Source organism: Paracoccus stylophorae (assembly GCF_028553765.1).
Classification (GTDB): domain Bacteria; phylum Pseudomonadota; class Alphaproteobacteria; order Rhodobacterales; family Rhodobacteraceae; genus Paracoccus; species Paracoccus stylophorae.
In genome coordinates, this window is sequence record NZ_CP067134.1 from 627,480 (window position 1) to 648,890 (window position 21,411).

Annotated in this window: 26 protein-coding genes; 18 read left to right on the top strand and 8 right to left on the bottom strand. The window is 69.1% G+C overall.

Annotated elements, in window-relative coordinates; genetic code table 11:
* Positions 1 to 3: 3 nt before the first annotated feature.
* Positions 4 to 342: a hypothetical protein gene (locus JHW45_RS03075; protein WP_272859500.1), complete on the bottom strand. Its 339-nt coding sequence runs from the start codon at positions 340 to 342 to the stop codon at positions 4 to 6.
* A 153-nt stretch (positions 343 to 495) separates the two neighbouring features.
* Positions 496 to 1,176, bottom strand: a complete 681-nt coding sequence (locus JHW45_RS03080) for a TetR/AcrR family transcriptional regulator (RefSeq protein WP_272859501.1) — start codon at positions 1,174 to 1,176, stop codon at positions 496 to 498.
* A gap of 252 nt (positions 1,177 to 1,428) precedes the next feature.
* On the opposite strand from JHW45_RS03080, the gene JHW45_RS03085 reads away from it, so the two are divergent.
* Positions 1,429 to 2,856: a Glu/Leu/Phe/Val family dehydrogenase gene (locus JHW45_RS03085; RefSeq protein WP_272859502.1), complete on the top strand. Its 1,428-nt coding sequence runs from the start codon at positions 1,429 to 1,431 to the stop codon at positions 2,854 to 2,856.
* A 92-nt stretch (positions 2,857 to 2,948) separates the two neighbouring features.
* Here the strand turns inward: JHW45_RS03085 and JHW45_RS03090 are convergent, their stop codons facing one another.
* Positions 2,949 to 3,899, bottom strand: coding sequence for an L-threonylcarbamoyladenylate synthase (locus JHW45_RS03090; protein ID WP_272859503.1), 951 nt, complete (start codon positions 3,897 to 3,899; stop codon positions 2,949 to 2,951).
* A 142-nt stretch (positions 3,900 to 4,041) separates the two neighbouring features.
* Between JHW45_RS03090 and JHW45_RS03095 the strand changes: the two genes are divergently transcribed.
* Genes JHW45_RS03095 through JHW45_RS03110 form a run of 4 tightly spaced genes read left to right on the top strand, consistent with a single transcriptional unit; the run spans position 4,042 to position 7,593 of the window.
* Positions 4,042 to 5,739 (top strand): acyl-CoA dehydrogenase, encoded by a 1,698-nt coding sequence (locus tag JHW45_RS03095; RefSeq protein ID WP_272859504.1) that lies wholly within the window; start codon positions 4,042 to 4,044, stop codon positions 5,737 to 5,739.
* Positions 5,736 to 6,758, top strand: a complete 1,023-nt coding sequence (locus tag JHW45_RS03100) for an MBL fold metallo-hydrolase (RefSeq protein ID WP_419181826.1) — start codon at positions 5,736 to 5,738, stop codon at positions 6,756 to 6,758. Before JHW45_RS03095 ends, JHW45_RS03100 begins: the two co-directional genes overlap by 4 nt.
* 54 nt (positions 6,759 to 6,812) lie before the next feature.
* On the top strand, positions 6,813 to 6,947 hold the full coding sequence (locus tag JHW45_RS03105; protein WP_272859505.1) for an aa3-type cytochrome c oxidase subunit IV: 135 nt from the start codon (positions 6,813 to 6,815) through the stop codon (positions 6,945 to 6,947).
* A gap of 19 nt (positions 6,948 to 6,966) precedes the next feature.
* Positions 6,967 to 7,593: a hypothetical protein gene (locus JHW45_RS03110; RefSeq protein WP_272859506.1), complete on the top strand. Its 627-nt coding sequence runs from the start codon at positions 6,967 to 6,969 to the stop codon at positions 7,591 to 7,593.
* On the opposite strand, the gene JHW45_RS03115 is transcribed toward JHW45_RS03110, so the two are convergent.
* Positions 7,578 to 7,913 (bottom strand): AzlD domain-containing protein, encoded by a 336-nt coding sequence (locus JHW45_RS03115; protein WP_272859507.1) that lies wholly within the window; start codon positions 7,911 to 7,913, stop codon positions 7,578 to 7,580. The two genes, JHW45_RS03110 and JHW45_RS03115, sit on opposite strands and share 16 nt — an antisense overlap.
* Positions 7,910 to 8,725 (bottom strand): AzlC family ABC transporter permease, encoded by an 816-nt coding sequence (locus JHW45_RS03120; protein WP_419181852.1) that lies wholly within the window; start codon positions 8,723 to 8,725, stop codon positions 7,910 to 7,912. Before JHW45_RS03120 ends, JHW45_RS03115 begins: the two co-directional genes overlap by 4 nt.
* A gap of 53 nt (positions 8,726 to 8,778) precedes the next feature.
* On the opposite strand from JHW45_RS03120, the gene JHW45_RS03125 reads away from it, so the two are divergent.
* Positions 8,779 to 9,351 (top strand): GNAT family N-acetyltransferase, encoded by a 573-nt coding sequence (locus JHW45_RS03125; RefSeq protein WP_272859508.1) that lies wholly within the window; start codon positions 8,779 to 8,781, stop codon positions 9,349 to 9,351.
* 22 nt (positions 9,352 to 9,373) lie between these two features.
* On the opposite strand, the gene JHW45_RS03130 is transcribed toward JHW45_RS03125, so the two are convergent.
* From JHW45_RS03130 to greA, 3 genes are read right to left on the bottom strand one after another with little or no spacing between them, the layout of a single operon-like run.
* The gene (locus tag JHW45_RS03130; protein ID WP_272859509.1) at positions 9,374 to 9,841 is read right to left on the bottom strand and encodes a hypothetical protein; all 468 of its coding nucleotides are present in this window, start codon (positions 9,839 to 9,841) and stop codon (positions 9,374 to 9,376) included.
* Positions 9,823 to 10,341, bottom strand: coding sequence for a hypothetical protein (locus tag JHW45_RS03135; protein WP_272859510.1), 519 nt, complete (start codon positions 10,339 to 10,341; stop codon positions 9,823 to 9,825). Before JHW45_RS03135 ends, JHW45_RS03130 begins: the two co-directional genes overlap by 19 nt.
* Before the next feature lie 3 nt (positions 10,342 to 10,344).
* A complete protein-coding gene (greA, locus tag JHW45_RS03140; RefSeq protein WP_272859511.1) occupies positions 10,345 to 10,815 on the bottom strand; it encodes a transcription elongation factor GreA in 471 nt (156 codons plus the stop codon).
* A gap of 242 nt (positions 10,816 to 11,057) precedes the next feature.
* Here greA and JHW45_RS03145 point away from each other — a divergent pair, with 242 nt between their 5' ends.
* The 12 genes from JHW45_RS03145 (at position 11,058) to JHW45_RS03200 (ending at position 21,410) form a co-directional block, all read left to right on the top strand.
* The gene (locus tag JHW45_RS03145) at positions 11,058 to 12,713 is read left to right on the top strand and encodes an electron transfer flavoprotein-ubiquinone oxidoreductase (protein WP_272859512.1); all 1,656 of its coding nucleotides are present in this window, start codon (positions 11,058 to 11,060) and stop codon (positions 12,711 to 12,713) included.
* Between the two features lie 93 nt (positions 12,714 to 12,806).
* Positions 12,807 to 14,726 carry a tetratricopeptide repeat protein gene (locus tag JHW45_RS03150; protein ID WP_272860518.1) on the top strand — a complete coding sequence of 640 codons (1,920 nt, stop codon included), beginning with the start codon at positions 12,807 to 12,809 and terminating at the stop codon, positions 14,724 to 14,726.
* A gap of 8 nt (positions 14,727 to 14,734) precedes the next feature.
* Positions 14,735 to 15,568: a 4-(cytidine 5'-diphospho)-2-C-methyl-D-erythritol kinase gene (locus JHW45_RS03155; RefSeq protein WP_272859513.1), complete on the top strand. Its 834-nt coding sequence runs from the start codon at positions 14,735 to 14,737 to the stop codon at positions 15,566 to 15,568.
* Between the two features lie 27 nt (positions 15,569 to 15,595).
* Entirely contained in the window at positions 15,596 to 16,330 is a 735-nt protein-coding gene (locus JHW45_RS03160; protein WP_272859514.1) for a pyridoxine 5'-phosphate synthase, read from the top strand.
* The gene (locus JHW45_RS03165) at positions 16,327 to 16,785 is read left to right on the top strand and encodes a hypothetical protein (RefSeq protein ID WP_272859515.1); all 459 of its coding nucleotides are present in this window, start codon (positions 16,327 to 16,329) and stop codon (positions 16,783 to 16,785) included. Before JHW45_RS03160 ends, JHW45_RS03165 begins: the two co-directional genes overlap by 4 nt.
* 73 nt (positions 16,786 to 16,858) lie before the next feature.
* Positions 16,859 to 17,272: a holo-ACP synthase gene (gene acpS, locus JHW45_RS03170; protein WP_272859516.1), complete on the top strand. Its 414-nt coding sequence runs from the start codon at positions 16,859 to 16,861 to the stop codon at positions 17,270 to 17,272.
* Positions 17,273 to 17,346: 74 nt separating this feature from the next.
* The gene (gene lepB / locus JHW45_RS03175; protein WP_272859517.1) at positions 17,347 to 18,141 is read left to right on the top strand and encodes a signal peptidase I; all 795 of its coding nucleotides are present in this window, start codon (positions 17,347 to 17,349) and stop codon (positions 18,139 to 18,141) included.
* Positions 18,138 to 18,827 carry a ribonuclease III gene (gene rnc, locus JHW45_RS03180; protein WP_272859518.1) on the top strand — a complete coding sequence of 230 codons (690 nt, stop codon included), beginning with the start codon at positions 18,138 to 18,140 and terminating at the stop codon, positions 18,825 to 18,827. Before lepB ends, rnc begins: the two co-directional genes overlap by 4 nt.
* A complete protein-coding gene (era, locus tag JHW45_RS03185; RefSeq protein ID WP_272859519.1) occupies positions 18,824 to 19,738 on the top strand; it encodes a GTPase Era in 915 nt (304 codons plus the stop codon). The genes rnc and era overlap by 4 nt, the downstream gene beginning before the upstream one ends.
* 8 nt (positions 19,739 to 19,746) lie before the next feature.
* Positions 19,747 to 20,082 carry a DUF1491 family protein gene (locus JHW45_RS03190; RefSeq protein WP_272859520.1) on the top strand — a complete coding sequence of 112 codons (336 nt, stop codon included), beginning with the start codon at positions 19,747 to 19,749 and terminating at the stop codon, positions 20,080 to 20,082.
* Between the two features lie 82 nt (positions 20,083 to 20,164).
* Complete coding sequence (gene rarD / locus JHW45_RS03195) at positions 20,165 to 21,100, top strand: EamA family transporter RarD (RefSeq protein ID WP_272859521.1); 936 nt, start codon at positions 20,165 to 20,167, stop codon at positions 21,098 to 21,100.
* Between the two features lie 79 nt (positions 21,101 to 21,179).
* Positions 21,180 to 21,410 carry a hypothetical protein gene (locus JHW45_RS03200; RefSeq protein ID WP_419181827.1) on the top strand — a complete coding sequence of 77 codons (231 nt, stop codon included), beginning with the start codon at positions 21,180 to 21,182 and terminating at the stop codon, positions 21,408 to 21,410.
* Position 21,411 lies beyond the last annotated feature (1 nt).

Consider the following 21,411-nt stretch of genomic DNA (forward strand, 5'->3'; position numbering starts at 1 on the left):
GGATCACCCGCAATCGATGTTGTAGATATTGCCCGAGGCATCGAGACGGAAGACGATCCGCAGCGGGTCGTATTCCTGCGGCTCGATCCCGCGATATTCGACCACCCGGTAATCGCGGGTGATGCCCAAAGACGGGATCACGCTGCCCGGCTGGCCCAGGCTGGCGGTATAGTCGCCCGCATGGCACAGATCGGGTTCGCGTTCCTGAAGCCCGGCGATCCCCTCGGCGGGCGGGGGCGGGGCCGGTTGCGCCACGGCGGGCACGGGCGCGGGCATCGGGGCCGGCGCCGGGGCGCAGCCCGCAACGGCGGCGGCGATCGCGGCAAACGGTAACAGTTTCATCTGGATCATGGTGTCGGCGTCCCTCTGGCGGCTTTTTGCTAAGCGGTCTTTTGACTGCCGCATTTATAGATCGTCAGCCGCCGGTTGAGAACCCGGCGGCGGCATGGACGGCCATCAAGAATCGCTGAGGCGGCAGACGACCCCGCGCCCGGATCAGGCGGAGGCGGTGGACAGGCTGCAATCGCCGTTACGGGGGCGATGCGCGATCAGGAACAGCCGCGCCGCGCTGTCGCCGATCCGGGCGATGGCGGGATCGTCGGGGCCAGGCGCGCGGGTGCCGGTAGTGCGGGTGCGGGCCGCCATGCCGAAGATCGCGCCGTCCTGCACCACCGTCGCGGACAGTGCGATCAGCTGTTCGGCGGCCAGCGCGGCGTCGGGGATGTCGAGTTCGCCCTGCGCCGACCAGCGTTCAAGATGCCGCCGGACCGGATCGTGCAGCAGCCGGTCGCGAATCTCGCGCCAGGACGCGACCAGTTCGGGAAAGCGCAGCGCCTCGGCCAGGGTGATGCGGTGCAGGGACGCGACCGGGGGCTGGCTGAGCCAGCAGGCGATCTGCCGGCCGATCAGCGGCAGGGCCTGGCGCGCGGACAGGCCGGGGTCGATGTCGATGGGCGCGGTCTGCGCCAGCCTGTCCAGTTCGTTTCGGACAACCTCATGATACATCGTTGATTTTTCGGGGAAATAGGTATAAAGTGTCGCCTTGGACACGCCGGCTGCGCGGGCGATGTCATCGACGCTGGCCCCGGAATATCCGTCGCGGAAAAAGATGTCCCTGGCGCCGCGCAATGCCTGGTCCCATTTGCGGCCGGTCCGCCCGGTGGGTGTGGGTGTCATAATGAATTCCTTGCAAAATGCCCGATCAATATAGAGCGGACAAAAGCGCGAATCGAGACGGATCGCGCGGCTTTGGCGCGTGTCCGCCTGCCCATGGGCGGTTCTTTGCCGCAGGCGGAACCGGGGGGCGACGCGCGGACGCGCGCGCTGCGCCCGCCGTGCTGCGCCTGCGGCGTGGAATCTGGTCCGGTCATGCCCTAGCCTTCCCCGAGGGAGCGGCGAATCAACGCGGCGTCAGGCGAGGAGGCAGAAATGTCCAGACAAGAACAGTCATTCCGGGGCTCGGTCGAGCGGATGTTCACCCATGCGGCGAGCCTGATGGATCTGCCGCCGGGGCTGGAGGAAAAGATCCGGGTCTGCAATTCGACCTATACCGTGCGGTTCGGCGTGCGTCTGCGCGGGCAGATCCATACCTTCACCGGCTATCGCTCGGTCCATTCGGAGCACATGGAGCCGGTCAAGGGCGGCATCCGGTATTCGCTGGACGTCAACCAGGACGAGGTCGAGGCGCTGGCGGCGCTGATGACCTATAAATGCGCGCTGGTCGAGGTGCCGTTCGGCGGCTCCAAGGGCGGGCTGCGCATCGACCCGCGCGCCTGGAACGAGGACGAGCTGGAACGGGTGACGCGGCGCTTTACCTATGAATTGTCGCGCCGCAACCTGATCTCGCCCAGCCAGAACGTGCCGGCGCCCGACATGGGCACGGGCGAGCGCGAGATGGCGTGGATGGCCGACGCCTATAAGCGGCTGCATCCCGACGACATCAATGCCAAGGCCTGCGTGACCGGCAAGCCGCGCACCGCCGGCGGGATCGACGGCCGGGTCGAGGCGACCGGGCGCGGCGTGCAATACGCGCTGCGCGAGGTGTTCCGCCATCCCGACGTGCTGAAAAGGGCCGGGCTGGAGGGCACGCTGGCCGGCAAGCGGGTGATCGTGCAGGGGCTGGGCAATGTCGGCTATCACGCGGCGCATTTCCTGTCGTCCGAGGATCAGGCGCTGATCTCCTGCGTGATCGAACGCGACGGCGCGATCACCAACCCGCAGGGCATCAATGTCGATGCGCTGCGCGGGCACATCATCTCGACCGGCGGGGTGCGCGGGTTCTCGGGCGGCGATTATCACGAGGAGGGGATGGCGAAGCTGGAAGAGCCGTGCGACATCCTGATCCCGGCCGCGGTGGAAAGCGTGATCCATGCCGGCAACGCCGACCGGATCGCGTGCAAGCTGATCGTCGAGGCGGCGAACGGCCCGGTGACGGCGGACGCCGACGAGATCCTGCGCAATCGCGGCGTGGTGATCGTGCCCGACATGTATGCCAATGCCGGCGGCGTCACCGTGTCCTATTTCGAATGGGTGAAGAACCTGTCGCAGATCAGCCTGGGCCGGATGGAGCGTCGCCACGAGGAGGCGCGGGCGCGGATGCTGATCGAGGAGCTTGAGCGGATCTCGGCCGATACGGGCACGAATTTCGAGCTGGCAAAGGGTTTCAAGGAGGCGTTCCTGCACGGCGCGGACGAGCTGGACCTGGTGCGGTCGGGTCTGGACGACACGATGCGCGAGGCGTTCGGCAAGATGCGCGAAGTGTGGATGGCCAACAGCCGGGTCGAGGATCTGCGCACCGCGGCCTATGTGGTGGCGATCCGGCGCGTGTCGAACGTCTATGGCTCGCTGGGCCTGTAGGTGCGATTGCGTCCCGCGACGGCCGGGGGCGCTGCCCCCGGACCCCCGAGGTATTTGAGAAAGAGGGCGAGGACGGGCGTCAGTCGCTTGCGTCAGTCGCGGGGGGCGGCGGCGCGGCGCAGGCGGTCGTTGATGGCGCGTCCGAGGCCGCGATCGGGGATCGGGGCGACGGCGATGGGGCGGCCCTGCCGGTCGGCGCGGCGCAGCGTGTCGAACAGGTTGGCCGCGGCCTGCACCAGATCGCCGCTGGGCGACAGGCTGAGCGGGCCGGGTGTGCCGAAGGCGATGAAGGTTTCGTCGGGGCGCGGTGCGGCGGCGTTCAGGCGCAGCGGCGCGTTCGGGGCGTAGTGGCTGGACAACTGGCCGGGTGCGGTCGGGGTTTCGGCGTCGGTGGCAAGGCGGGCCAGGGGGGCGTCCAGCGCGGCCTCGATCGCCTCGGCCGGGATGCCGCCGGGGCGCAAGAGCGTGGCGCGTCCGCCGGGCCAGCCGATGATGGTCGATTCGACGCCGACCGGGCAGGGGCCGGCGTCCAGCACCGCCGCGATCCGTCCCGCAAGCCCGCCATCCGGGTCCAGCACGTGATCGGCGCAGGTCGGGCTGATGCGGCCCGAGGCATTGGCCGAGGGTGCGGCCAGCGGCCCGCCGAAGCGGCGCAGCAGCGCCTGCGCCGCAGCGTGGGCGGGGACGCGCAGGCCGATGGTGGGCAGTCCCGCGCCGACCAGCGGCGCGATCCCGGCCTCGGGCCGCAGCGGCAGCACCAGCGTCAGCGCACCGGGCCAGAACGCGCTGGCCAGCATCAGCGCCGCGTCATCGAAGGCGGCGATCCGGCGGGCGGCGTCAAGGTCGGCGACATGCACGATCAGCGGGTTGAAGGCCGGGCGGTCCTTGGCGGCATAGATCCGCGCGACCGCCCGCCCGTCGCGCGCATCCGCCGCCAGCCCGTAGACGGTTTCGGTCGGGATCGCCACGCATTCGCCCGCCGCCAGCAATGCGGCGGCGCGGGTCAGGCCGGGGCGGTCGGCGGTCAGTCGTTCGGTCTGCATTCGTGACGCGGGGTTCGGGTTGAGGCTGTGTGCGACGTATCTAAGATGCGGCTGTGTGCGACGTATCCACGATACGGTGCGATCAGCCTGATAGAAGCCCCGCGCCGTCTTGCCAAGGCGCATCGAGGAAGGAACACCAGAGATGAGTTATGTGGCGCCGGTCGAACAGATCCAGTTCATCCTGAACCATGTCGTGCCGTTCCCCGAGGTTGCCGCCAGCGACCGGTTCGCCGAGGCGACGCCCGAGACCGCGTCGGCGATCCTGACCGAGGCGGGCAAGCTGGCCGGCAACGTGCTGGCGCCGCTGAACCGCAGCGGCGACGAGACGCCGGCGCGGCTGGAAAACGGCAAGGTGCGATCCTCGCCCGGCTTTGCCCAGGGGTTCCGCGCCATCGCCGAGGGCGGCTGGATCGGGCTGTCGGCCGATCCCGAACATGGCGGGATGGGCCTGCCGCAGGCGCTGAACATGGCGGTGGCGGACATGATGTCGGGGGCGTGCCTGTCGCTGCAACTGAACCCGCTGCTGACACAGGGCCAGATCGAGGCGCTGGAACATCATGCAAGCGACGAGATGAAGGCGCTGTATCTGCCCCGGCTGACCAGCGGCGAATGGTCGGGCACGATGAACCTGACCGAACCGGGCGCGGGCAGCGACGTCGGCGCGCTGACCACCCGCGCCGAGCGCAACGACGACGGCAGCTATGCCATCACCGGGCAGAAGATCTATATCACCTGGGGCGACAGCGACGTGACCGAGAATGTCTGCCACGCGGTGCTGGCGCGGCTGCCCGACGGGGCAAAGGGCACGCGCGGGATCAGCCTGTTCCTGGTGCCGAAATTCATCCCCGACGGGGACGGCAGACCCGGCGTGGCCAACAGCCTGAAGGTGGTCAGCCTTGAGGAAAAGATGGGCATCCACGGCAGCCCGACCTGCGTCATGAGCTATGAGGGCGCAACCGGCTGGCTGATCGGGCGCGAACATGGCGGCATGGCCGCGATGTTCACGATGATGAACTGCGCGCGTCTGGGGGTCGGCATGCAGGGCGTCGGCGTGGCCGAGGCGGCGTTGCAGCAGGCGGTCGCCTATGCGCAGGAGCGCGACCAGATGGGGCCGATCATCCGCCATCCGGATGTGCGCCGGATGCTGGCCACCGCGCGGGCCGAGATCTTTGCCGCCCGCGCCATCGGGCTGGCCTGCGCCGCCGCCATCGACCTGGAGCGCGCGACCGGGCAAGCCCATCACGCTGCCCGCGCCGCGTTCCTGACGCCCATCGCCAAGGCCTATGGCACCGATGTCGGCTGCCGCGTCGCCGATACCGGCGTGCAGGTGCATGGCGGGATGGGTTATGTCGAGGAGACGGGCGCGGCCCAGTATCTGCGCGATGTCCGCATCACCCCGATCTATGAGGGGACGAACGGGATTCAGGCGATGGATCTGGTCGGGCGCAAGCTGGCCGATGGCGGCGAGGCGGCGATGCGGCTGCTGGACGAGGTTCTGGACGACGCCAAGGCCGCGCAGGCCGATCATCCCGACCTGGCCAACGAGGTCTGGCAGGCCGCCGAGACGCTGCGCGAGGCGACGCAGGACCTGCTGGAGCGCGATCTGCCGCAGCGTTTCGCGGGGGCGGTGCCCTATCTGATGGCGTTCGCGCGGGTTCTTGGCGCGCATTTCCATCTGCGCGCGGCGCAGAAAGGCGGCGGGTCGCATCTGGCGCTGGCGCGGGTGTTCGTGGGCCGGGTTCTGCCGCGATATGCCGCCGATCTGGCCGAGGCGCGGGCCGGGCTGGACGATCTGGTGGCGGTCAGCGACGACGCGCTGTTCGGGCGGATCGGCGCGTGATCGCCTGCCCGTTCGAGACTCCGCCCGCCGAGGGCGAGGCGGTCGAACTGGCCGAGGGCGTGCTGTGGCTGCGCCTGCCGCTGCCGATGGCGCTGGATCATGTGAATGTGTATGCGCTGCGCGAGGCGGATGGCTGGACCGTGGTCGATACCGGGTTCGACACCCGCCGCGCCCGCGCCATCTGGCAAAGGCTGCGCGAGGGGCCGTTGCAGGGTCTGCCCGTCCGGCGGGTGATCGGCACGCATCATCATCCCGACCATATCGGGCTGGCCGGCTGGTTCATGGCGACCGACGGGGCGGAGCTGGCCATGAGCCGCACGGCATGGCTGACGGCGCGGATGCTGCGGCTGGACGTGCAGGATCGCCCGACGCCGCAGCAGGTCGCGTTCTGGCGCCGGGCCGGTATGCCGGCCGACATGCTGGCCACGCGCGCGGCCGAGCGGCCCTGGAACAGCGCCGATGTGGTCCACGAACTGCCGCCCGGCTACACCCGGCTGCGCGAGGCGCAGCAGGTGCGGTTCGGCGGACGCCGCTGGCTGGTGGCGATGGGCGACGGGCATGCGCCGCGCCATGCGACCTTCTGGTCGCTGGACGACGATCTGGTGATCGGGGGCGACCAGCTGCTGCCCTCGATCTCGCCCAATCTGGGCGTCTATCCGACCGAGCCCGACGCCGATCCGGTGGGCGACTGGCTGGCCAGCTGCGCGCGCCTGTCGGAACTGGCCGAGGCGCGGCATCTGGTGCTGCCGGGCCACAAGCTGCCCTTCACCGGCCTGCCCGAGCGGCTGCGGCAACTGGCCGACAACCACCATCACGCGCTGGCCCGGATCGAGGAGGCGCTGGCCCGGGGGCCGCGCAGCGCGGTCGGCTGTTTCGACATCCTGTTCAGGCGCCGGATCACGACGATGGAGTTCGGACTGGCGCTGGTCGAGGCGGTGGCCCATATCAACCGGCTGCACATCACGGGCCGCATCCGCCCGGTGGACGAACGCGACGGCGCGGTGCTTTGGGGGGCGTGACAGGGCGGCCGGTATCGGCTATCGCAGGGGCAGGCAAACACGCGGAGGACAGGCATGGCCGAACACGAGCATGGCAGCATGGATATCACCGAACAGCGCAAGACCTTTCACGGCTTCATCCGGCTGGCGACCTGGGTTGCCGGTCTGTCGATCCTGGCGCTGATCTTCATCGCGCTGCTGAACGCCTGATCGGGCGCGGAATCCCTGCATGAAAAGACGTGTGTTTCTGGCCGCGACCCTGCCGGCGGTGCTGGCTGCCTGCGGCGCCGACAATATCTGGGCCAGCGACGAGGCCGTGCGGGCCGCGCGGTTCGTCAGCGACGAGCCGCCCTCGATCACCCTGTTCACCGTGATCGGGATTCCGCGCGGCGAGGGCGGGCATTCGGCGCTGATGATCAACGGCAGCCAGCGGGTGATCTATGATCCGGCGGGAAGCTGGCAGCATCCGCGCATCCCCGAACGCCATGACGTGCTGTACGGGATCACCGACAATTTCAAGAATTTCTATATCGATTACCACGCCCGCAGCACCTATTGGGTGGCCGAGGACACGGTTCCGGTCAGCCGCGAGGTCGCCGATCTGGCGATCCGGCGGGCGCAGGCGAACGGCGCGGCCAATAAAAGCTTCTGCGCGGTCGAGACCGGCACCGTGCTGAACGGCGTGCCGGGGTTCGAGGGCGCACCGACCGGGTTTTCGCCCACCAAGCTGCGCAACTGGTTCCTGACGCTGCCGAACGTGCGGTCGCGGCGGTTCCAGGACGGCGATCCGGCGAATAATCACGACGTCCTGATTCGCCAGAAGAACGGCGTCATCACCGGCTATCCCAGAACGTAAAGCAGACCGAACAGGGTGATCCCGCCGGCCAGGATGGCAAGGATCACGTTGCGGGTCAGCAGCCCGACCAGCAGCGTCGCGGCCGCCGCCGACAGGCGCGCGGGGTCGGGCTGGCCCGCCGTCGCCTCGGGCCACATCACCAGCGGCGCGACCAGCGCGGGCAGGACCGACACCGGCGTATAGCGCAGCATCCGCAGCACCCAGCCCGGCAGCGGCCGGTTGCCCAGCACGCCCAGAAACGACCAGCGGATCAGGAACGTGCCGATCCCCAGCACCAGGATCACGGTCCAGACCGTCAGCGGCGATGGGCTGGCCGTCATGCCGGTCCTCCGTCGCGGTTTGCCATGCGCTTCTCGACCAGCGCGCCGGTGGCCATGCCGATGGGCGCGGCGATCAGCAGGCCCAGACCCGATGGCAGCCCGGCCAGCGCCAGCGCGGCCACGATCGACACGAAACATGCGGCCAGATGCGCGGGTGTGCGCAGCATCGGCGCGATCATCGCCAGAAAGGTGATCGGCATGGCGAAATCAAGCGCGATGTCGTCGGGGATCGCCTGCCCGACGGTCGCGCCGACCCATGTGGCGACGATCCACGGCACGCACAGCGCCACGGCGGCGCCGGCGAAATAGGCCAGACGCTGTTGCAGCGACAGGCGCGGGTGGCGTTCGTAATGCTGGATCGACAGCGCATAGCTTTGGTCGATCAGCGCATAGGCGATCCAAAGCTTTTGCCGCCCCGTCGCGCCGCGCAGCCACGGCACCAGCGAGGCGGAATACATCGCCATGCGCAGATTGACCGCCAGCCCCGAGACGATGACGATGAAGGCCGAGGCGTTGTCGGACAGCAATTGCACCGCCGTGAACTGCGACGCGCCGGCCAGCACCAGCACCGAAAAGCCCATGACCTGCGCGACATCCAGACCGGCCTCGGTCGCGACGACGCCGAACAGCACGGCAAAGGGCACGATCACGATCAGGAACGCCAGCGACTGCACCATGCCGTGCCGGAACGCCTGCGCCGGTGTGCGCGCAAGGGCGCGCGCGCCCGCCCGGTCGCCCGTCCGGTCGCCGAGATCCTCGCCGGCGGGAACGCCGGCGCTGGCTTGCTGCGAATCGGGGCGCGGGGCGGGCAACGGAGACATGGCGCTTTCGTTTCGGGGCCGGGTTTGGCAACCTTGCTTGCACGATGCGCAACCAGAGACAAGATCGCCCGCCGCTGATCGTCAGCCCCGTTCCGGCGCATGTCCTGCCGCAGGCGGCGCGGCTGTGGTGGGCCAGCTTCGGAACCGGGCGCGGCGCGCCGCCCCGGATGCGCGCCGATCACGGCATCGTCGCGCTGGATGCGCAAGGCCGGGTCGCGGGGGTGATGGGCTTGCGCGATGCGCGCGGGGGGTTTCCGGCACGGGTGCCCTGGGCCGCGCGAATCGGCTTTCGCGCCGGGCCGCCGACCGCCGATCTGATCGTCGATGGAATCGCGGTGCGGGATTCGCGGTGCGGGATCGGGCGCGCGCTTGTGCGGGCGGCGATGGCGCGGGCGCGGGCGGCGGGCCATCCGGGCCTGCGGGCCGAGGTGCGGGCGGGCAATGCCGGCGCGGTGGCGTTCTATCGCGCGCTGGGGTTTGCGACACTGGCCAGTCTGCGGTTCGGCTGGCCGTGGACGGGGCGGGTGCTGATCCTGCGCCGCGCCGTCGATGCGGCGGCGGCGGCGGTTGAGATGGCACCGGAACCGGAGCCGCAACCGCGCCGCGCGCAGCGGTGACGCGACGCCGCTTGCGGCGCGGTCAGCCGAAGATCCCGGCCACGCGTCCGACCAGCATGAAGGCGCGGGCAGAGCGGCTGTCGGCCAGAACCTGGATCTGCATGTCGTCAAGCTGCGGCACCAGCCGCGACAGAAGCAGGTCGAAATGGCGCAGGAAGTGGTGGGCGGTGTCGCGAAAGATCTCGTCTCCGCGCAGCATCATCCCGGCGATTTCGATGGCGGTTTCGTCATGGATGCCGCCAAGCGAGCCGACCGCGCTGCCGCGCGCGCCCTCGGCAAAGCGGCGCCAGATCGCGGGCGGTGCCGGGTCGGGCGGCAGATCGTCCATATAGATGTCCTGCGCCGCCAGCAGCGTGACCACGTCCTGCGCCGCGCGCAGCACGCGGGAATGGTCGTGATCCTTCAGCGCGCTGCGCAGCGCCGCGATGCCGTCAAGATCGTCCGGCCCGTCGGGAAAGTTCAGCGCGCGGATCAGCGTTTCGGGTGACACGTGCACGGGTTCGGGCGCGTCGAACCGCATCGCCGCCTGACGCAGATCGGCGGGCCGTGCGCGCGGCAGGACGGCCGGGGCGGGCTGCGGCAGTGGCGCGCCCGCATCGGCGGGCTGGGCGGGGGCGGGGGCGAAGGTGCCGCCTGCGTTGGCTGCGATTCGGCCGGGCGGGGGCGCGGGCCGTTCGTCACCGGCGGCGGCGCGCCGCGCGTGGCGGCGTATTCGCGCAGCTGCGTCAGGTGCCGGCGCAGATCGTCGGCCTCGGCCCGCAGCACCGCGAGCGAGCGGGCCAGCCCCACCGCCAACCAGATCAGCACCAAGGGCAGCACCACGCCCGCGGCCACGGCCAGCCGCATCACCCCGCCTTCGCCGCCCTGCGTCTCGGGCGCCAGCAACCAGAACAGCAGCACCAGGATCAGCCACACCGCGCTGAGCGCCAGACCCAGCGTGGTCATGGCGTCGCGCTGTGCCAGCGTCGCGATCCGTCCGGGCAGGGACATCGCCTATTCGAACCGGATCGCGAGGATCTCGTAGGTGCGCAGCCCGCCGGGGGTGGTCACATCGACGCTGTCGCCCTCATCCTTGCCGATCAGCGCGCGCGCCAGCGGCGAGCGGATGTTCAGCAGCCCGTTTTCGATATCGGCCTCGGCCTCGCCCACGATCTGGTAGGTGCGTTCTTCCTCGGTGTCCTCGTCGATCAGATCGACGGTCGCGCCGAACTTGACCGAACCCGACAGTTTCGCCGGGTCGATCACCTCGCAGCGCGACAGGATCGATTCCAGCTCCTTGATGCGGCCTTCGACGAAGCCCTGTTTTTCGCGGGCGGCGTGATATTCCGCGTTCTCGGACAGATCGCCGTGTTCGCGGGCCTCGGCGATCTGGCGGATGATGGCCGGACGCTCGGTCGATTTCAGGGCGGTCAGTTCCTTTTCAAGCGACTGATAGCCGCTGCGGGTCATGGGTATCTTGTCCATCGCTGACCTGTCCTTTCGGGGGCGGATGCCGCGCTGATGTTAATCGAACGCCCCCGCCATTCGACAATGGCAGGGGCGGAACCGTCGTTGTCTGCCACGTGAACGCAATTCCGGGGCGTTTGCAAGCCTTGCGCGGCGCGGAAAGGCGGTTTTCAGCCGGATTGGCCGCTGCGTGACGATTGCCCAGCCGCGCGGCAGGGGTTAGGTCTGGGGATAGCCGAAAGCAGGGAGCGAGCCAGCCGATGACCGACGAGACCCAGATCGAACGCGAGTCGATGGAATACGATATCGTGATCGTCGGAGGCGGCCCGGCCGGCCTGTCGGCGGCGATCCGGCTGAAACAGATCGATCCCGAGCTTGAGGTCGTGCTGCTGGAAAAGGGCAGCGAGATCGGCGCCCATATCCTGTCGGGCGCGGTGCTGGACCCGTGCGGGCTGGATCGGCTGATCCCCGACTGGAAGGAACGCGGCGCGCCCGTCAACACGCAGGTCGTGGACGACAATTTCTATGTGCTGGGCCAGTCGGGCGGCATCCGGGTGCCGAACTGGCCGATGCCGCCGCTGATGAAGAACCACGGCAACTATGTCGTCAGCATGGGCAATGTCTGCCGCTGGCTGGCCGAACAGGCCGAGGAGCTGGGCGTCGAGGTGTTTCCCGGCATGGCCGCCAGCCAGATCGTCTGGGACGGCGACCGCGTCAAGGGCGTCGTGGCGGGCGAGATGGGCCTGAACCCGGACGGCACGCCCGGCCCGCAATACGAGCCGGGGATGGAGCTGCACGGCAAATACGTCTTCATCGCCGAGGGCGTGCGCGGATCGCTGGCCAAGCAGATCATCGGCCGGCTGAACCTGTCGCAGGGCCACGAGCCGCAGAAATACGGGCTTGGCATGAAGGAAATCTGGGAGGTGCGGCCCGAAAAGTTCAGGAAGGGCCGGATCGTCCACACGATGGGCTGGCCGCTGGGCAAGAATGCCGGCGGCGGCAGCTTTATCTATCATTTCGAGGATAATCAGGTTCTGGTCGGGTTCGTCGTCCACCTGAATTACGAAAACCCCTATCTGTATCCGCACGCCGAATTCCAGCGGTTCAAGCATCATCCGATGGTCGCCGACCTGCTGGAGGGGGGCAAGCGCGTCGCCTATGGCGCCCGCGCGATCACCGAGGGCGGCTGGCAGTCGCTGCCGCAGCTGTCGTTTCCGGGCGGGGTGCTGCTGGGATGCAGCGCCGGCATGGTCAACGTGCCGCGCATCAAGGGCAACCACAACGCCATGATCTCGGGGATCGAGGCGGCCGAGGCTGCCGCCGCCGCGCTGAAGGACGGGCGGGCGGGCGACCGGCTGGAAGATTACGACGCCGCCGTCCGGTCGGGCGCCGTCGCCACCGATCTGAAACGCGTCCGCAACGTCAAGCCGATCTGGTCCCGGCTTGGCCTGTGGCCCAGCCTGGTGCTGGGCGGGCTGGACATGTGGGTGGCGAACCTGACCGGGTGGAACCCGCTGGGCACGTGGAAACACGGCAAGACCGACGCGCAGGCGACCGGCAAGGCGGCCGATTTCCAGCCCATCGACTATCCCAAGCCCGACGGCAAGCTGAGCTTCGACCGGCTGACCAACGTCGCCTTCAGCTTTACCAACCACGAGGAAAACCAGCCCTGCCACCTGAAGCTGAAGGACCCGTCGATCCCGATCGCCGTCAACCTGCCCGAATACGCCGAACCGGCGCAGCGTTACTGCCCGGCGGGGGTCTATGAGGTGGTCGAACAGGACGGCGAGCCCCGGTTCCAGATCAATTTCCAGAACTGCGTTCACTGCAAGACCTGCGACATCAAGGACCCGTCGCAGAACATCGTCTGGACCGTGCCGCAGGGCGGCGACGGGCCGAACTACCCGAATATGTGATCGCGGCGGGGAAAGCGGGGCCGTTGCGGCGACCCTGCCGCAGCGTTACCTTGGACGAAACGATTTTGTGAAGACCGGAATGACGCCGTGACCATGATCCGCCCGAAACTGGCCCTGCTTGTCGCGCTGCTGGCGCCCATGGGCGCGCCGTCCGTCGCGCAGACGCAGACGCAGCCGCGACCCGAACCCCGACCCGCGCAGGTGCAGCAGGACGGACCGGCGGCACCTGTCGCGCCCGCCGCCGCACCGGATCAGGCCGCCTCCGATCAGGCCGCGCCCGCGACCGGCGACGATGCCGCCGCGCCGCTGACATTCGGACTGGCCGGCCCCTATCTGGCCGCCCGTATCGCCGCCGTGGAAAGCGATTTCCGCGCCGCCGCCCGTTATTTCGCGCAGGCCGTCGCGCACGATCCCTCGGACCGTTACCTGCTGGACAGCGCGCTGATCGCGTTCGTGTCGGCGGGCGATCTGCAACGCGCGGTCGATCTGGCCGACCAGATGGGCCAGGACGGGCGCGGCACCGAATTGTCGGATCTGATCCACCGCGCCGATCTGGTGCATCGGGGCGACTGGTCCGCCCTGCTTGAGGCTGACGGAGCGGGAGCGGGCGAACAGGCAGGCGCGGGTGCCGATGCCCCCCCGCCGCCCGAGGATCTGCTGACCGGGATGGTGCGCGCCTGGGCGCTGATGGGGGCGGGGCGGGCGTCCGACGCGCTGGCCGCGTTCGAGAAGCTTGCGCAGAACCCGGATGTCGCGCCGATGGTGAATTTCCATCTGGCGCTGGCCCGCGCCATGGTCGGCGACCACGAGGGCGCCGAGGCGCTGCTGGCCGACGAGGCGACGGGATCGCACATTCTGGGCGTGACCGCCCGCGCGCAGGTCCTGGCGCAGCTGGAACGGCGCGATCAGGCGGTGGCGATCCTGGACGACGTGCCGGGGATCGAGGCCGAGCCGCAATTGCAGGCGCTGCGCGACCGGCTGGAATCGGGCGAGCCGGTGGCCTTCGACGTCATCAAGACCCCGGCCGACGGGATCGCGCAGGTCTATCTGACCTTTGCGCTGGCGCTGGCCGGCAGCCCCGACCCCGAGCCCTTGTCCCTGATCCACGCGCGGCTGGCCGTGTGGCTGTCGCCCGATACGGGCGAGGCGCGGCTGATGGTGGCGCAACTGTTGCAGGACCGGCGGCAATTCGATCTGGCCGAGCCGGAATTCGAGGCGCTGCGCCGGATGGGCCAGATGCGCCCGATGGCCGAACTGGCCCGGATCGACGCGCTGTCGCGGGCCGACCGCCGCGACGAGGCCGAAAAGGCCGCGCTGTCGCTGACCGCCGCCTATCCCGACCTGCCGCAGGCCTGGATCGCGCTGGGCGATCTGCTGCGCCAGCAGGAAAAATTCGCGCAGGCGGTTCCGGCCTATGACAAGGCGCTGACGCTGCTGGAAGACGCGCCCGAACAGGCGCGCTGGTTTGCGCTGTACGCGCGCGGGATCGCGCTGGAACGGTCGGGCCAGTTCGACCGGGCCGAACAGGATCTGCTGGCCGCCATCGAGATCAATCCCGATCAGGCCAGCCTGCTGAACTATCTGGGTTACAGCTGGATCGACCGGAACGAGAACCTGGATCGCGCGCTGGAACTGATCGAGAAGGCGGTCGAATTGTCGCCAGGCGACGGCTATATCCTCGATTCGCTGGCCTGGGCCTATTACCGGCTTGGCCGCTATGACGAGGCGGTGGCACCGATGGAACAGGCCATCGGCACGATGGCGTCCGATCCGCTGGTCAACGATCATCTGGGCGACATCTACTGGATGGTGGGCCGCCACCGCGAGGCGGAGATCCAGTGGAAGCGCGCCTTGTCGCTGGACCCGTCCGACAATGACGATGTCGATCCCGACCGCATCCGCGCCAAGCTGGAACGCGGGCTGGACAGCGTGCTGGCCGAAGAAAAGGCAAAGGGCACGTCGCCCATCGTGCCGCAGGCGCAGGCCGAGGCCGCCGATTCCCCCGCGGACTGATCCGATTGATGCCTGACGATGCGGTGGTCGAACACGCGCCCGCCAAGCTGAACCTTGCGCTGCATGTGGTGGGGCGGCGGGCCGATGGGTATCACCTGCTGGATTCGCTGGTTGCATTCGCGTCCGTGGGCGATCTGGTGGCGCTGCGGCCGGGACCGCTGTCGCTGCGGATCGACGGGCCGTTTGCCGAGGGTCTGGATGACGGGCCGGACAATCTGTGCCTGCGCGCCGCAAGGCTGGCGGGGGCGGACGTGTCCATCGCCCTGACCAAGAACCTGCCGGTCGCCTCGGGCATCGGCGGCGGGTCGGCCGATGCGGCGGCGGTGCTGCGCGGTCTGGCGCGGATGGGCCATCCGCTGCCCGACGCGCCCGAACGCCTGGGCGCCGATGTGCCGGTCTGCATGGGCTCGGTCCCCGCGCGGATGCAGGGCGTGGGCGAGACGGTGACGCCGCTGCCCGCCCTGCCGCGGGTTCCGCTGGTGCTGGTCAATCCGGGCGTGGCCGTGGCGACGCCGCGCGTCTTTGCCGCGTTGGGGTGCCGCGACAATGCGCCGATGCCCGCGATCCCCGCGTTCCGCGACGGTACCGGCCTGATCCGCTTTCTGGCCGGCACCCGCAACGATCTGCAGGCGCCGGCGCAGGACATCGCCCCCGCCATCGGGCAGGCTGTCGCGGCGCTGCGGGCCACGGGGGCGGGATTTGCGCGCATGTCCGGGTCCGGCGCGACCTGTTTCGGCCTTTACGACAGCCACGTGCAGGCGGCCCGGGCCGCGCGGCGACTGGCGCGGCATGGCTGGTGGGCGGTCGCGTCGGAACTGGCACCGCCGGGCGCGCGCGGCTAGAGTGTTCGCGAAACAGCGGAGGCCGCCATGCTGCGTCTAGGAGTGAATATCGACCACGTCGCCACGATCCGCAACGCGCGCGGCACGCCGTGGCCCGATCCGCTGCGCGCCGCCCGTATCGCGGTCGAGGCCGGGGCCGACGGCATCACCGCCCATCTGCGCGAGGATCGGCGCCATATCGGCGATGAGGATATCGACGCGCTGATGCGGCATCTGCGCCAGCCGCTGAACCTGGAAATGGCCGCGACCCCGGAAATGCAGCAGATCGCGCTGCGCCACCGCCCGCACGCCGTCTGCATCGTCCCCGAAAAGCGCGAGGAACGCACGACCGAAGGCGGGCTGGATGTCGCCGCGCAGGAAGACCAGCTGGCCCGGTTCATCGCGCCGCTGCGCAAGGCCGGCTGCCGGGTGTCGCTGTTCATCGGCCACGAGCCGGCGCAGATTCAGGCGGCCGCGCGCATCGGTGCGGCGGTGGTGGAACTGCATACCGGCGCCTATTGCGATCTGGACACCGAAGGCCGTCACGAAGAACGCGATGCCGAACTGGCGGGTCTGGCCGAAGGCGCGCGCCTGGCCGACAGCCTGGGGCTGGAGGTGCATGCGGGCCACGGTCTGACCTTTGACACGGTGGGTCCGATCGCGGCGCTGCCGCAGGTCCGGGAACTGAATATCGGCCATTTCCTGATCGCCGAGGCGGTCTTTTCCGGGCTGGGCGCCGCGATCCGCGAAATGCGCCGCCGCATGGACGAGGCGCGCGCATGATCCGGCCGCTGATCGCCGCGCTGACGCTGGCGGCGTCGCCCGCGCTGGCGATGGATGCGTGGGCGCCCGCGGTTCCGTGCCCGGACGGGATGGAGCTGGATTCCATCGTCGAGCCGTGGGCGGACAACACCGCCAGCTATTCCGAGGGCGCGGTCAGGATCGCGCTGATCGACCTGATCGAGCCTGCGGCGGCCGCCTTTCAGCTGGCCGTCCTGCATCCGCCGCGCGATCTGATGGGGGCGCGGCAATGCCATCTGGTCGCCCCCGGCCCCTCTCTGGGCTTTGCCGACATCCGGTTCGGCGAACGCACGGCCCGCTACGATCCGGCAACGGGGCTGACGATCACCCTGCCGGTGCGTATCGACACCGGCACCGGCACCGATGCGGGCTGGGCGCAGATCGCCATCAGGATCGACCAGCGGACCGGCGCGGTTCGCTGGCAGGGGGCCGACTGATGCAGGCGCAGGCGACGCGACGCGGCTTCTTCTTTGGTCAAATACCCATGATCCTGCCGGGGCGATCCGGCGCATGATTCTGGGGATCGGCACCGATCTGGCCAATATCGACCGGATCCAGAACACGCTGCACCGCTTTGGCGACCGGTTCCGCAACCGCGTCTTCACCCCGACCGAACTGGTCAAGGCCGCGCGCCGCCACGACGAGGCCGGAACGCTGGCCAAGCGCTGGGCCGCGAAAGAGGCCTGTTCCAAGGCGCTGGGCACCGGGCTGCGCATGGGCATCGCCTGGCGCGACATGGCGGTCAGCAACCTGGGCACCGGCCAGCCGGTGATGCATCTGACGGGCTGGGCGGCGGACCGGCTGGCGCGGATGACGCCGCCCGGTCACCGCGCCGTCGTGCATGTCACGCTGACCGACGATCACCCCTGGGCGCAGGCCTTTGTCGTGATCGAGGCGCTGCCGCTGGCCGCGCCGCCTGCTTGACTTTGACCCCCGCGCGGGACCATGAAGCCCCCCAGACGCGGCCTTTCGTGCCACGCAGCCAAAGGACAACCGACATGGCCGACAGCACGGCAGGCAAGAAGAAGGAGGGCGTCTGGGAGACGGTCAAGACGATCTTCTGGGCGCTTGTGATCGCAGGCATCTTCCGCACGCTGTTCTTTCAGCCGTTCTGGATCCCTTCGGGCAGCATGAAGGACACGCTGCTGATCGGGGATTTCCTGTTCGTGAACAAGATGGCCTATGGCTATTCCCGCTATTCCTGCCCGTTCGCGCTGTGCCCGATCAGCGGCCGCATCCTTGACAGCGCGCCCGAACGCGGCGACGTGGTGGTGTTCCGCCATCCCACGCGCGGGGTCGATTTCATCAAGCGCGTGATCGGCCTGCCGGGCGACACGGTGCAGATGCGCAATGGCCGGCTGTGGCTGAACGGCGAAGAGGTGCAGACCGATCCGGCCGGCGATTTCGTCGAGATCAAGGAACAGCAGGGGCCGCAGGGGCTGATCCCGCGCTGCGCCAACGACCCGGTCCCCGAGGGCGGCGAATGCATCAAGCCGCGCATGACCGAGACGCTGCCGAACGGTCTCAGCCACGATGTGCTGAACATCATCGACGGCTGGGTGGCCGACGACACGCCCACCTTCACCGTCCCTGAGGGGCAGTATTTCTTCATGGGCGACAACCGCGACAATTCCGAGGATTCGCGCTTTCCCCAGCAGGTCGGCGGGCTGGGATTCGTGCCGGCGGAATTCCTGATCGGGCGCGCGGACCGGATCATGTTCAGCTCGGCCGGGCGGTCGCTTCTGTATTTCTGGACCTGGCGGGCGGACCGTTTCTTCAAGGCGGTGCATTGACGCCTTCCGCCGATATCCGCGCCTTCATGGGCCGGCTTGGCCATCGGTTCCGGCGGCCCGAATTGCTGGTGCGCGCGCTGACCCACGGCTCGATCGGGTCGGCCACGCGGCCCGACAACCAGCGGCTGGAATTCCTGGGCGACCGGGTCCTGGGGCTGGTGATGGCCGAGGCGCTGTTTCACGCCGATCCCGATGCCACCGAGGGCCAGCTTGCCCCGCGTTACAACGCGCTGGTCAAGGGCGAGACCTGCGCCGCGATGGCGCGCGAGATCGGGCTGGGCGAGGTGCTGAAGCTGGGCCGGTCCGAGATGCTGTCGGGCGGGCGGCGCAAGGAGGCGCTGCTGGCCGACGCGATGGAGGCGGTGATCGCCGCCGTCTATCTGGATGGCGGGTTCGACGCGGCGCGCGACACGATCCTGCGTCTGTGGCAAACCCGGCTGGACAGCCTGGACGACGATCCGCGCGACGCCAAGACCGCCTTGCAGGAATGGGCGCAGGCCCACGGCATGCCGCCGCCCGTCTATGACCAGACCGGCCGCAGCGGTCCCGACCACGCGCCGGTCTTTCACATCACCGCGCGGCTGGCCGACGGGCGCGAGGCACAGGCGCAGGGCGCAGGCACCAAGCGGCGCGTCGAACAGGAAGCCGCGCAGGCATTGCTGAGCCGGCTGGAGAAAAGCGAATGACCGAGACGAACACCCGCGCCGGCTTTGTCGCCCTGATCGGAGAGCCGAACGCCGGCAAATCGACGCTGCTGAACCGCATGGTCGGGGCCAAGGTCAGCATCGTGACCCACAAGGTCCAGACCACCCGCGCGCGCATCCGCGGCATTGCCATCGCCGGCGCGACCCAGATCGTGTTCGTGGACACGCCCGGCATCTTCCGCCCGCGCCGGCGGCTGGACCGGTCGATGGTCGCGGCCGCCTGGGGCGGGGCGGCGGATGCCGATATCGTCCTGCTGCTGATCGAGGCGCATCGCGGCCTGACCGACGGCGCGCAGGCGATCATCGACCAGCTGGCCGCGCTGGACCGGCGCCGGCCCGTCGCGCTGGTCATCAACAAGATCGACCGGGTCAAGGCCGATGTCCTGCTGGCGCTGTCGAAAAGGCTGAACGACGCCTATCCGTTCGAACGGACCTTCATGATCTCGGCCGAGAAGGGGCATGGCTGCGACGATCTGCGCGACTGGCTGGCCGAAACCCTGCCCGCCGGCCCGTGGCTTTACCCCGAGGACCAGATCGCGGATCTGCCGATGCGGATGATCGCGGCGGAAATCACCCGCGAGAAACTGACCCTGCGCCTGCACGAGGAAATCCCCTATCAGCTGACGGTCGAAACCGAGGCGTGGGAAGAACGCAAGGATGGCAGCGCGCGGGTCGATCAGATCATCTATGTCGCCCGGCCCGGCCACAAGGGCATCGTTCTGGGCAAGGGCGGCGAGACGGTCAAGGCGGTCGGGCAGGCCGCGCGCGCCGATCTGGAACAGTTCATGGGCCGCCGCGTGCATCTGTTCCTGCAGGTCAAGGTGCGCGAGAACTGGCAGGACGAGGCCGAACGCTATGGCGAGATCGGGCTCGATTTCCGCGATGGCGACTAGACGCGGCCATGGCTGAGCCGCGGCTGGCGACGAATCTGTGGGTCGCGGCCTATCTGGCGCGGCTGGGGCTGGCGGGCATTCCCGCCTATGTCGTGGCGCATGGCGATGACACGGCGGGCGCGGTGCTGGTCAAATGCGCGCGACTGGACGGCACCGCGCAGCTTTACGCGCGCGAATGGGATTTCCAGACCGATGCGCGCCCCTGGCAGGTGACGGAAGACGGACCCGAGCCTCAGGTCGATGAGGCGATCCGCCGCCAGCGCGGCTTCGACCCGGATCTGTGGGTGATCGAGATCGAAAGCCGCGAGGGGCGCACGCTGCTGGACCAGGACGGGCTGGCCTGACCCCGCCGCGCATGCGACAGGCGCGTGCGGGGCCGGTGTTTCGACGCTGGCCATGCGCGGAATTGCAGCCTATGCAACCGCCATGCGCAGCCCGATCCCCGACAGCGGCGATTCGCCCCGTGGCCTTGGATTTGCCCTTGCGGCCTATGGGCTGTGGGGGCTGCTGCCCATCTACATGAAGGCGCTGTCGCATATTCCGGCGGCCGAGGTGATTGCGCATCGCGTCATCTGGTCGCTGCCCATCGCGGCGGCGGTGCTGCTGTGGCAGCGCCGGTCGGGCGATGTGCTGACGGCGCTGCGCCAGCCCCGGCTGCTGGCGATGGCCGCGCTGACGGCGGTGCTGATCTCGATCAACTGGATGACCTATGTCTGGGCGATCACCCACGATCACGCGCTGGACGCGGCGCTTGGTTACTACATCAACCCGCTGTTCAGCGTGGCCCTGGGCGGGCTGTTGCTGGGCGAACGGCTGAACCGGGCCAAGCTGGCGGCGCTGGCGCTGGCCTTTGCGGCGGTGGTGGTTCTGACCGTGCAGGCGGGCAGCCTGCCGGTCGTGGCGGTGATCCTGACCTTCAGCTGGGGGTTTTACGCCTATTTCAAGAAAAGCCTGCCACTGGGCCCCAATCAGGGCTTCACGCTGGAGGTTCTGCTGCTGTGTCCGATCGCGCTGGTCTATCTGGGCTGGCTTGCCATCGCCGGGCAGGGGCATTTCCTGGGCGGCACGCGGACCGATCTGCTGCTGCTGCTGGGCTGCGGGCCGGTGACGGCGATCCCGCTGCTGTTTTACGCCAACGGGGCCAAGCTGTTGCGGCTGTCCACCATCGGGATTCTGCAATACATCACCCCGACGATGATCTTTATGTGCGCCGTCCTTCTGTTCGGCGAACCGTTCGGCACGGCGCGCATGATCGCGTTCCCGATGATCTGGGCGGCGCTGGCGATCTACAGCCTGTCGCTGCTGCGCGAGGCGGGCGCGCGGCGGCGGGCGGCGACGGCGTTGACGCGGCGGATGCAGTAACCGGCCCCTCGCGGACCGGACTTGCCGGCCGGGGCAGGGCGTGGCAGCCTGTCTGCACCGTCTGAAAGGAAGATCGCACATGGCCTTGCCGCGCCAACGGGTAACGCTGATCACGCTTGGCGCGGAGGATCTGGAACGGGCTGGCGCCTTCTATGCCGCCTGGGGCTGGGCCGCGCATCCCGCCTCGCAGGACGGGGTGAAGTTCTATCGGATGAACGGCGCGGCCGACGGCCATGTCTGGGAAATCGCCTGCAACCCTTTCTGGCCGCTGTCGGACGATGGCGGGTTGATCCTGCCGGACGCGGGCTGAG

Excerpts from the sequence above, each read along its gene's own strand:
- JHW45_RS03105 (WP_272859505.1), top strand. The coding sequence starts at position 6,813 with ATGGCCGAACACGAGCATGGCAGCATGGATATCACCGAACAGCGCAAG.
- era (WP_272859519.1), top strand. The coding sequence starts at position 18,824 with ATGACCGAGACGAACACCCGCGCCGGCTTTGTCGCCCTGATCGGAGAG.
- JHW45_RS03135 (WP_272859510.1), bottom strand. The coding sequence starts at position 10,341 with ATGTCCCTGCCCGGACGGATCGCGACGCTGGCACAGCGCGACGCCATG.
- JHW45_RS03125 (WP_272859508.1), top strand. The coding sequence starts at position 8,779 with ATGCGCAACCAGAGACAAGATCGCCCGCCGCTGATCGTCAGCCCCGTT.
- JHW45_RS03110 (WP_272859506.1), top strand. The coding sequence starts at position 6,967 with ATGAAAAGACGTGTGTTTCTGGCCGCGACCCTGCCGGCGGTGCTGGCT.
- JHW45_RS03145 (WP_272859512.1), top strand. The coding sequence starts at position 11,058 with ATGACCGACGAGACCCAGATCGAACGCGAGTCGATGGAATACGATATC.
- JHW45_RS03115 (WP_272859507.1), bottom strand. The coding sequence starts at position 7,913 with ATGACGGCCAGCCCATCGCCGCTGACGGTCTGGACCGTGATCCTGGTG.
- rarD (WP_272859521.1), top strand. The coding sequence starts at position 20,165 with ATGCGCAGCCCGATCCCCGACAGCGGCGATTCGCCCCGTGGCCTTGGA.
- JHW45_RS03090 (WP_272859503.1), bottom strand. The coding sequence starts at position 3,899 with ATGCAGACCGAACGACTGACCGCCGACCGCCCCGGCCTGACCCGCGCC.
- JHW45_RS03150 (WP_272860518.1), top strand. The coding sequence starts at position 12,807 with ATGATCCGCCCGAAACTGGCCCTGCTTGTCGCGCTGCTGGCGCCCATG.
- JHW45_RS03190 (WP_272859520.1), top strand. The coding sequence starts at position 19,747 with ATGGCTGAGCCGCGGCTGGCGACGAATCTGTGGGTCGCGGCCTATCTG.
- JHW45_RS03085 (WP_272859502.1), top strand. The coding sequence starts at position 1,429 with ATGTCCAGACAAGAACAGTCATTCCGGGGCTCGGTCGAGCGGATGTTC.
- JHW45_RS03095 (WP_272859504.1), top strand. The coding sequence starts at position 4,042 with ATGAGTTATGTGGCGCCGGTCGAACAGATCCAGTTCATCCTGAACCAT.
- acpS (WP_272859516.1), top strand. The coding sequence starts at position 16,859 with ATGATTCTGGGGATCGGCACCGATCTGGCCAATATCGACCGGATCCAG.
- lepB (WP_272859517.1), top strand. The coding sequence starts at position 17,347 with ATGGCCGACAGCACGGCAGGCAAGAAGAAGGAGGGCGTCTGGGAGACG.
- JHW45_RS03165 (WP_272859515.1), top strand. The coding sequence starts at position 16,327 with ATGATCCGGCCGCTGATCGCCGCGCTGACGCTGGCGGCGTCGCCCGCG.
- JHW45_RS03075 (WP_272859500.1), bottom strand. The coding sequence starts at position 342 with ATGAAACTGTTACCGTTTGCCGCGATCGCCGCCGCCGTTGCGGGCTGC.
- JHW45_RS03155 (WP_272859513.1), top strand. The coding sequence starts at position 14,735 with ATGCCTGACGATGCGGTGGTCGAACACGCGCCCGCCAAGCTGAACCTT.
- greA (WP_272859511.1), bottom strand. The coding sequence starts at position 10,815 with ATGGACAAGATACCCATGACCCGCAGCGGCTATCAGTCGCTTGAAAAG.
- JHW45_RS03160 (WP_272859514.1), top strand. The coding sequence starts at position 15,596 with ATGCTGCGTCTAGGAGTGAATATCGACCACGTCGCCACGATCCGCAAC.
- JHW45_RS03200 (WP_419181827.1), top strand. The coding sequence starts at position 21,180 with ATGGCCTTGCCGCGCCAACGGGTAACGCTGATCACGCTTGGCGCGGAG.
- JHW45_RS03080 (WP_272859501.1), bottom strand. The coding sequence starts at position 1,176 with ATGACACCCACACCCACCGGGCGGACCGGCCGCAAATGGGACCAGGCA.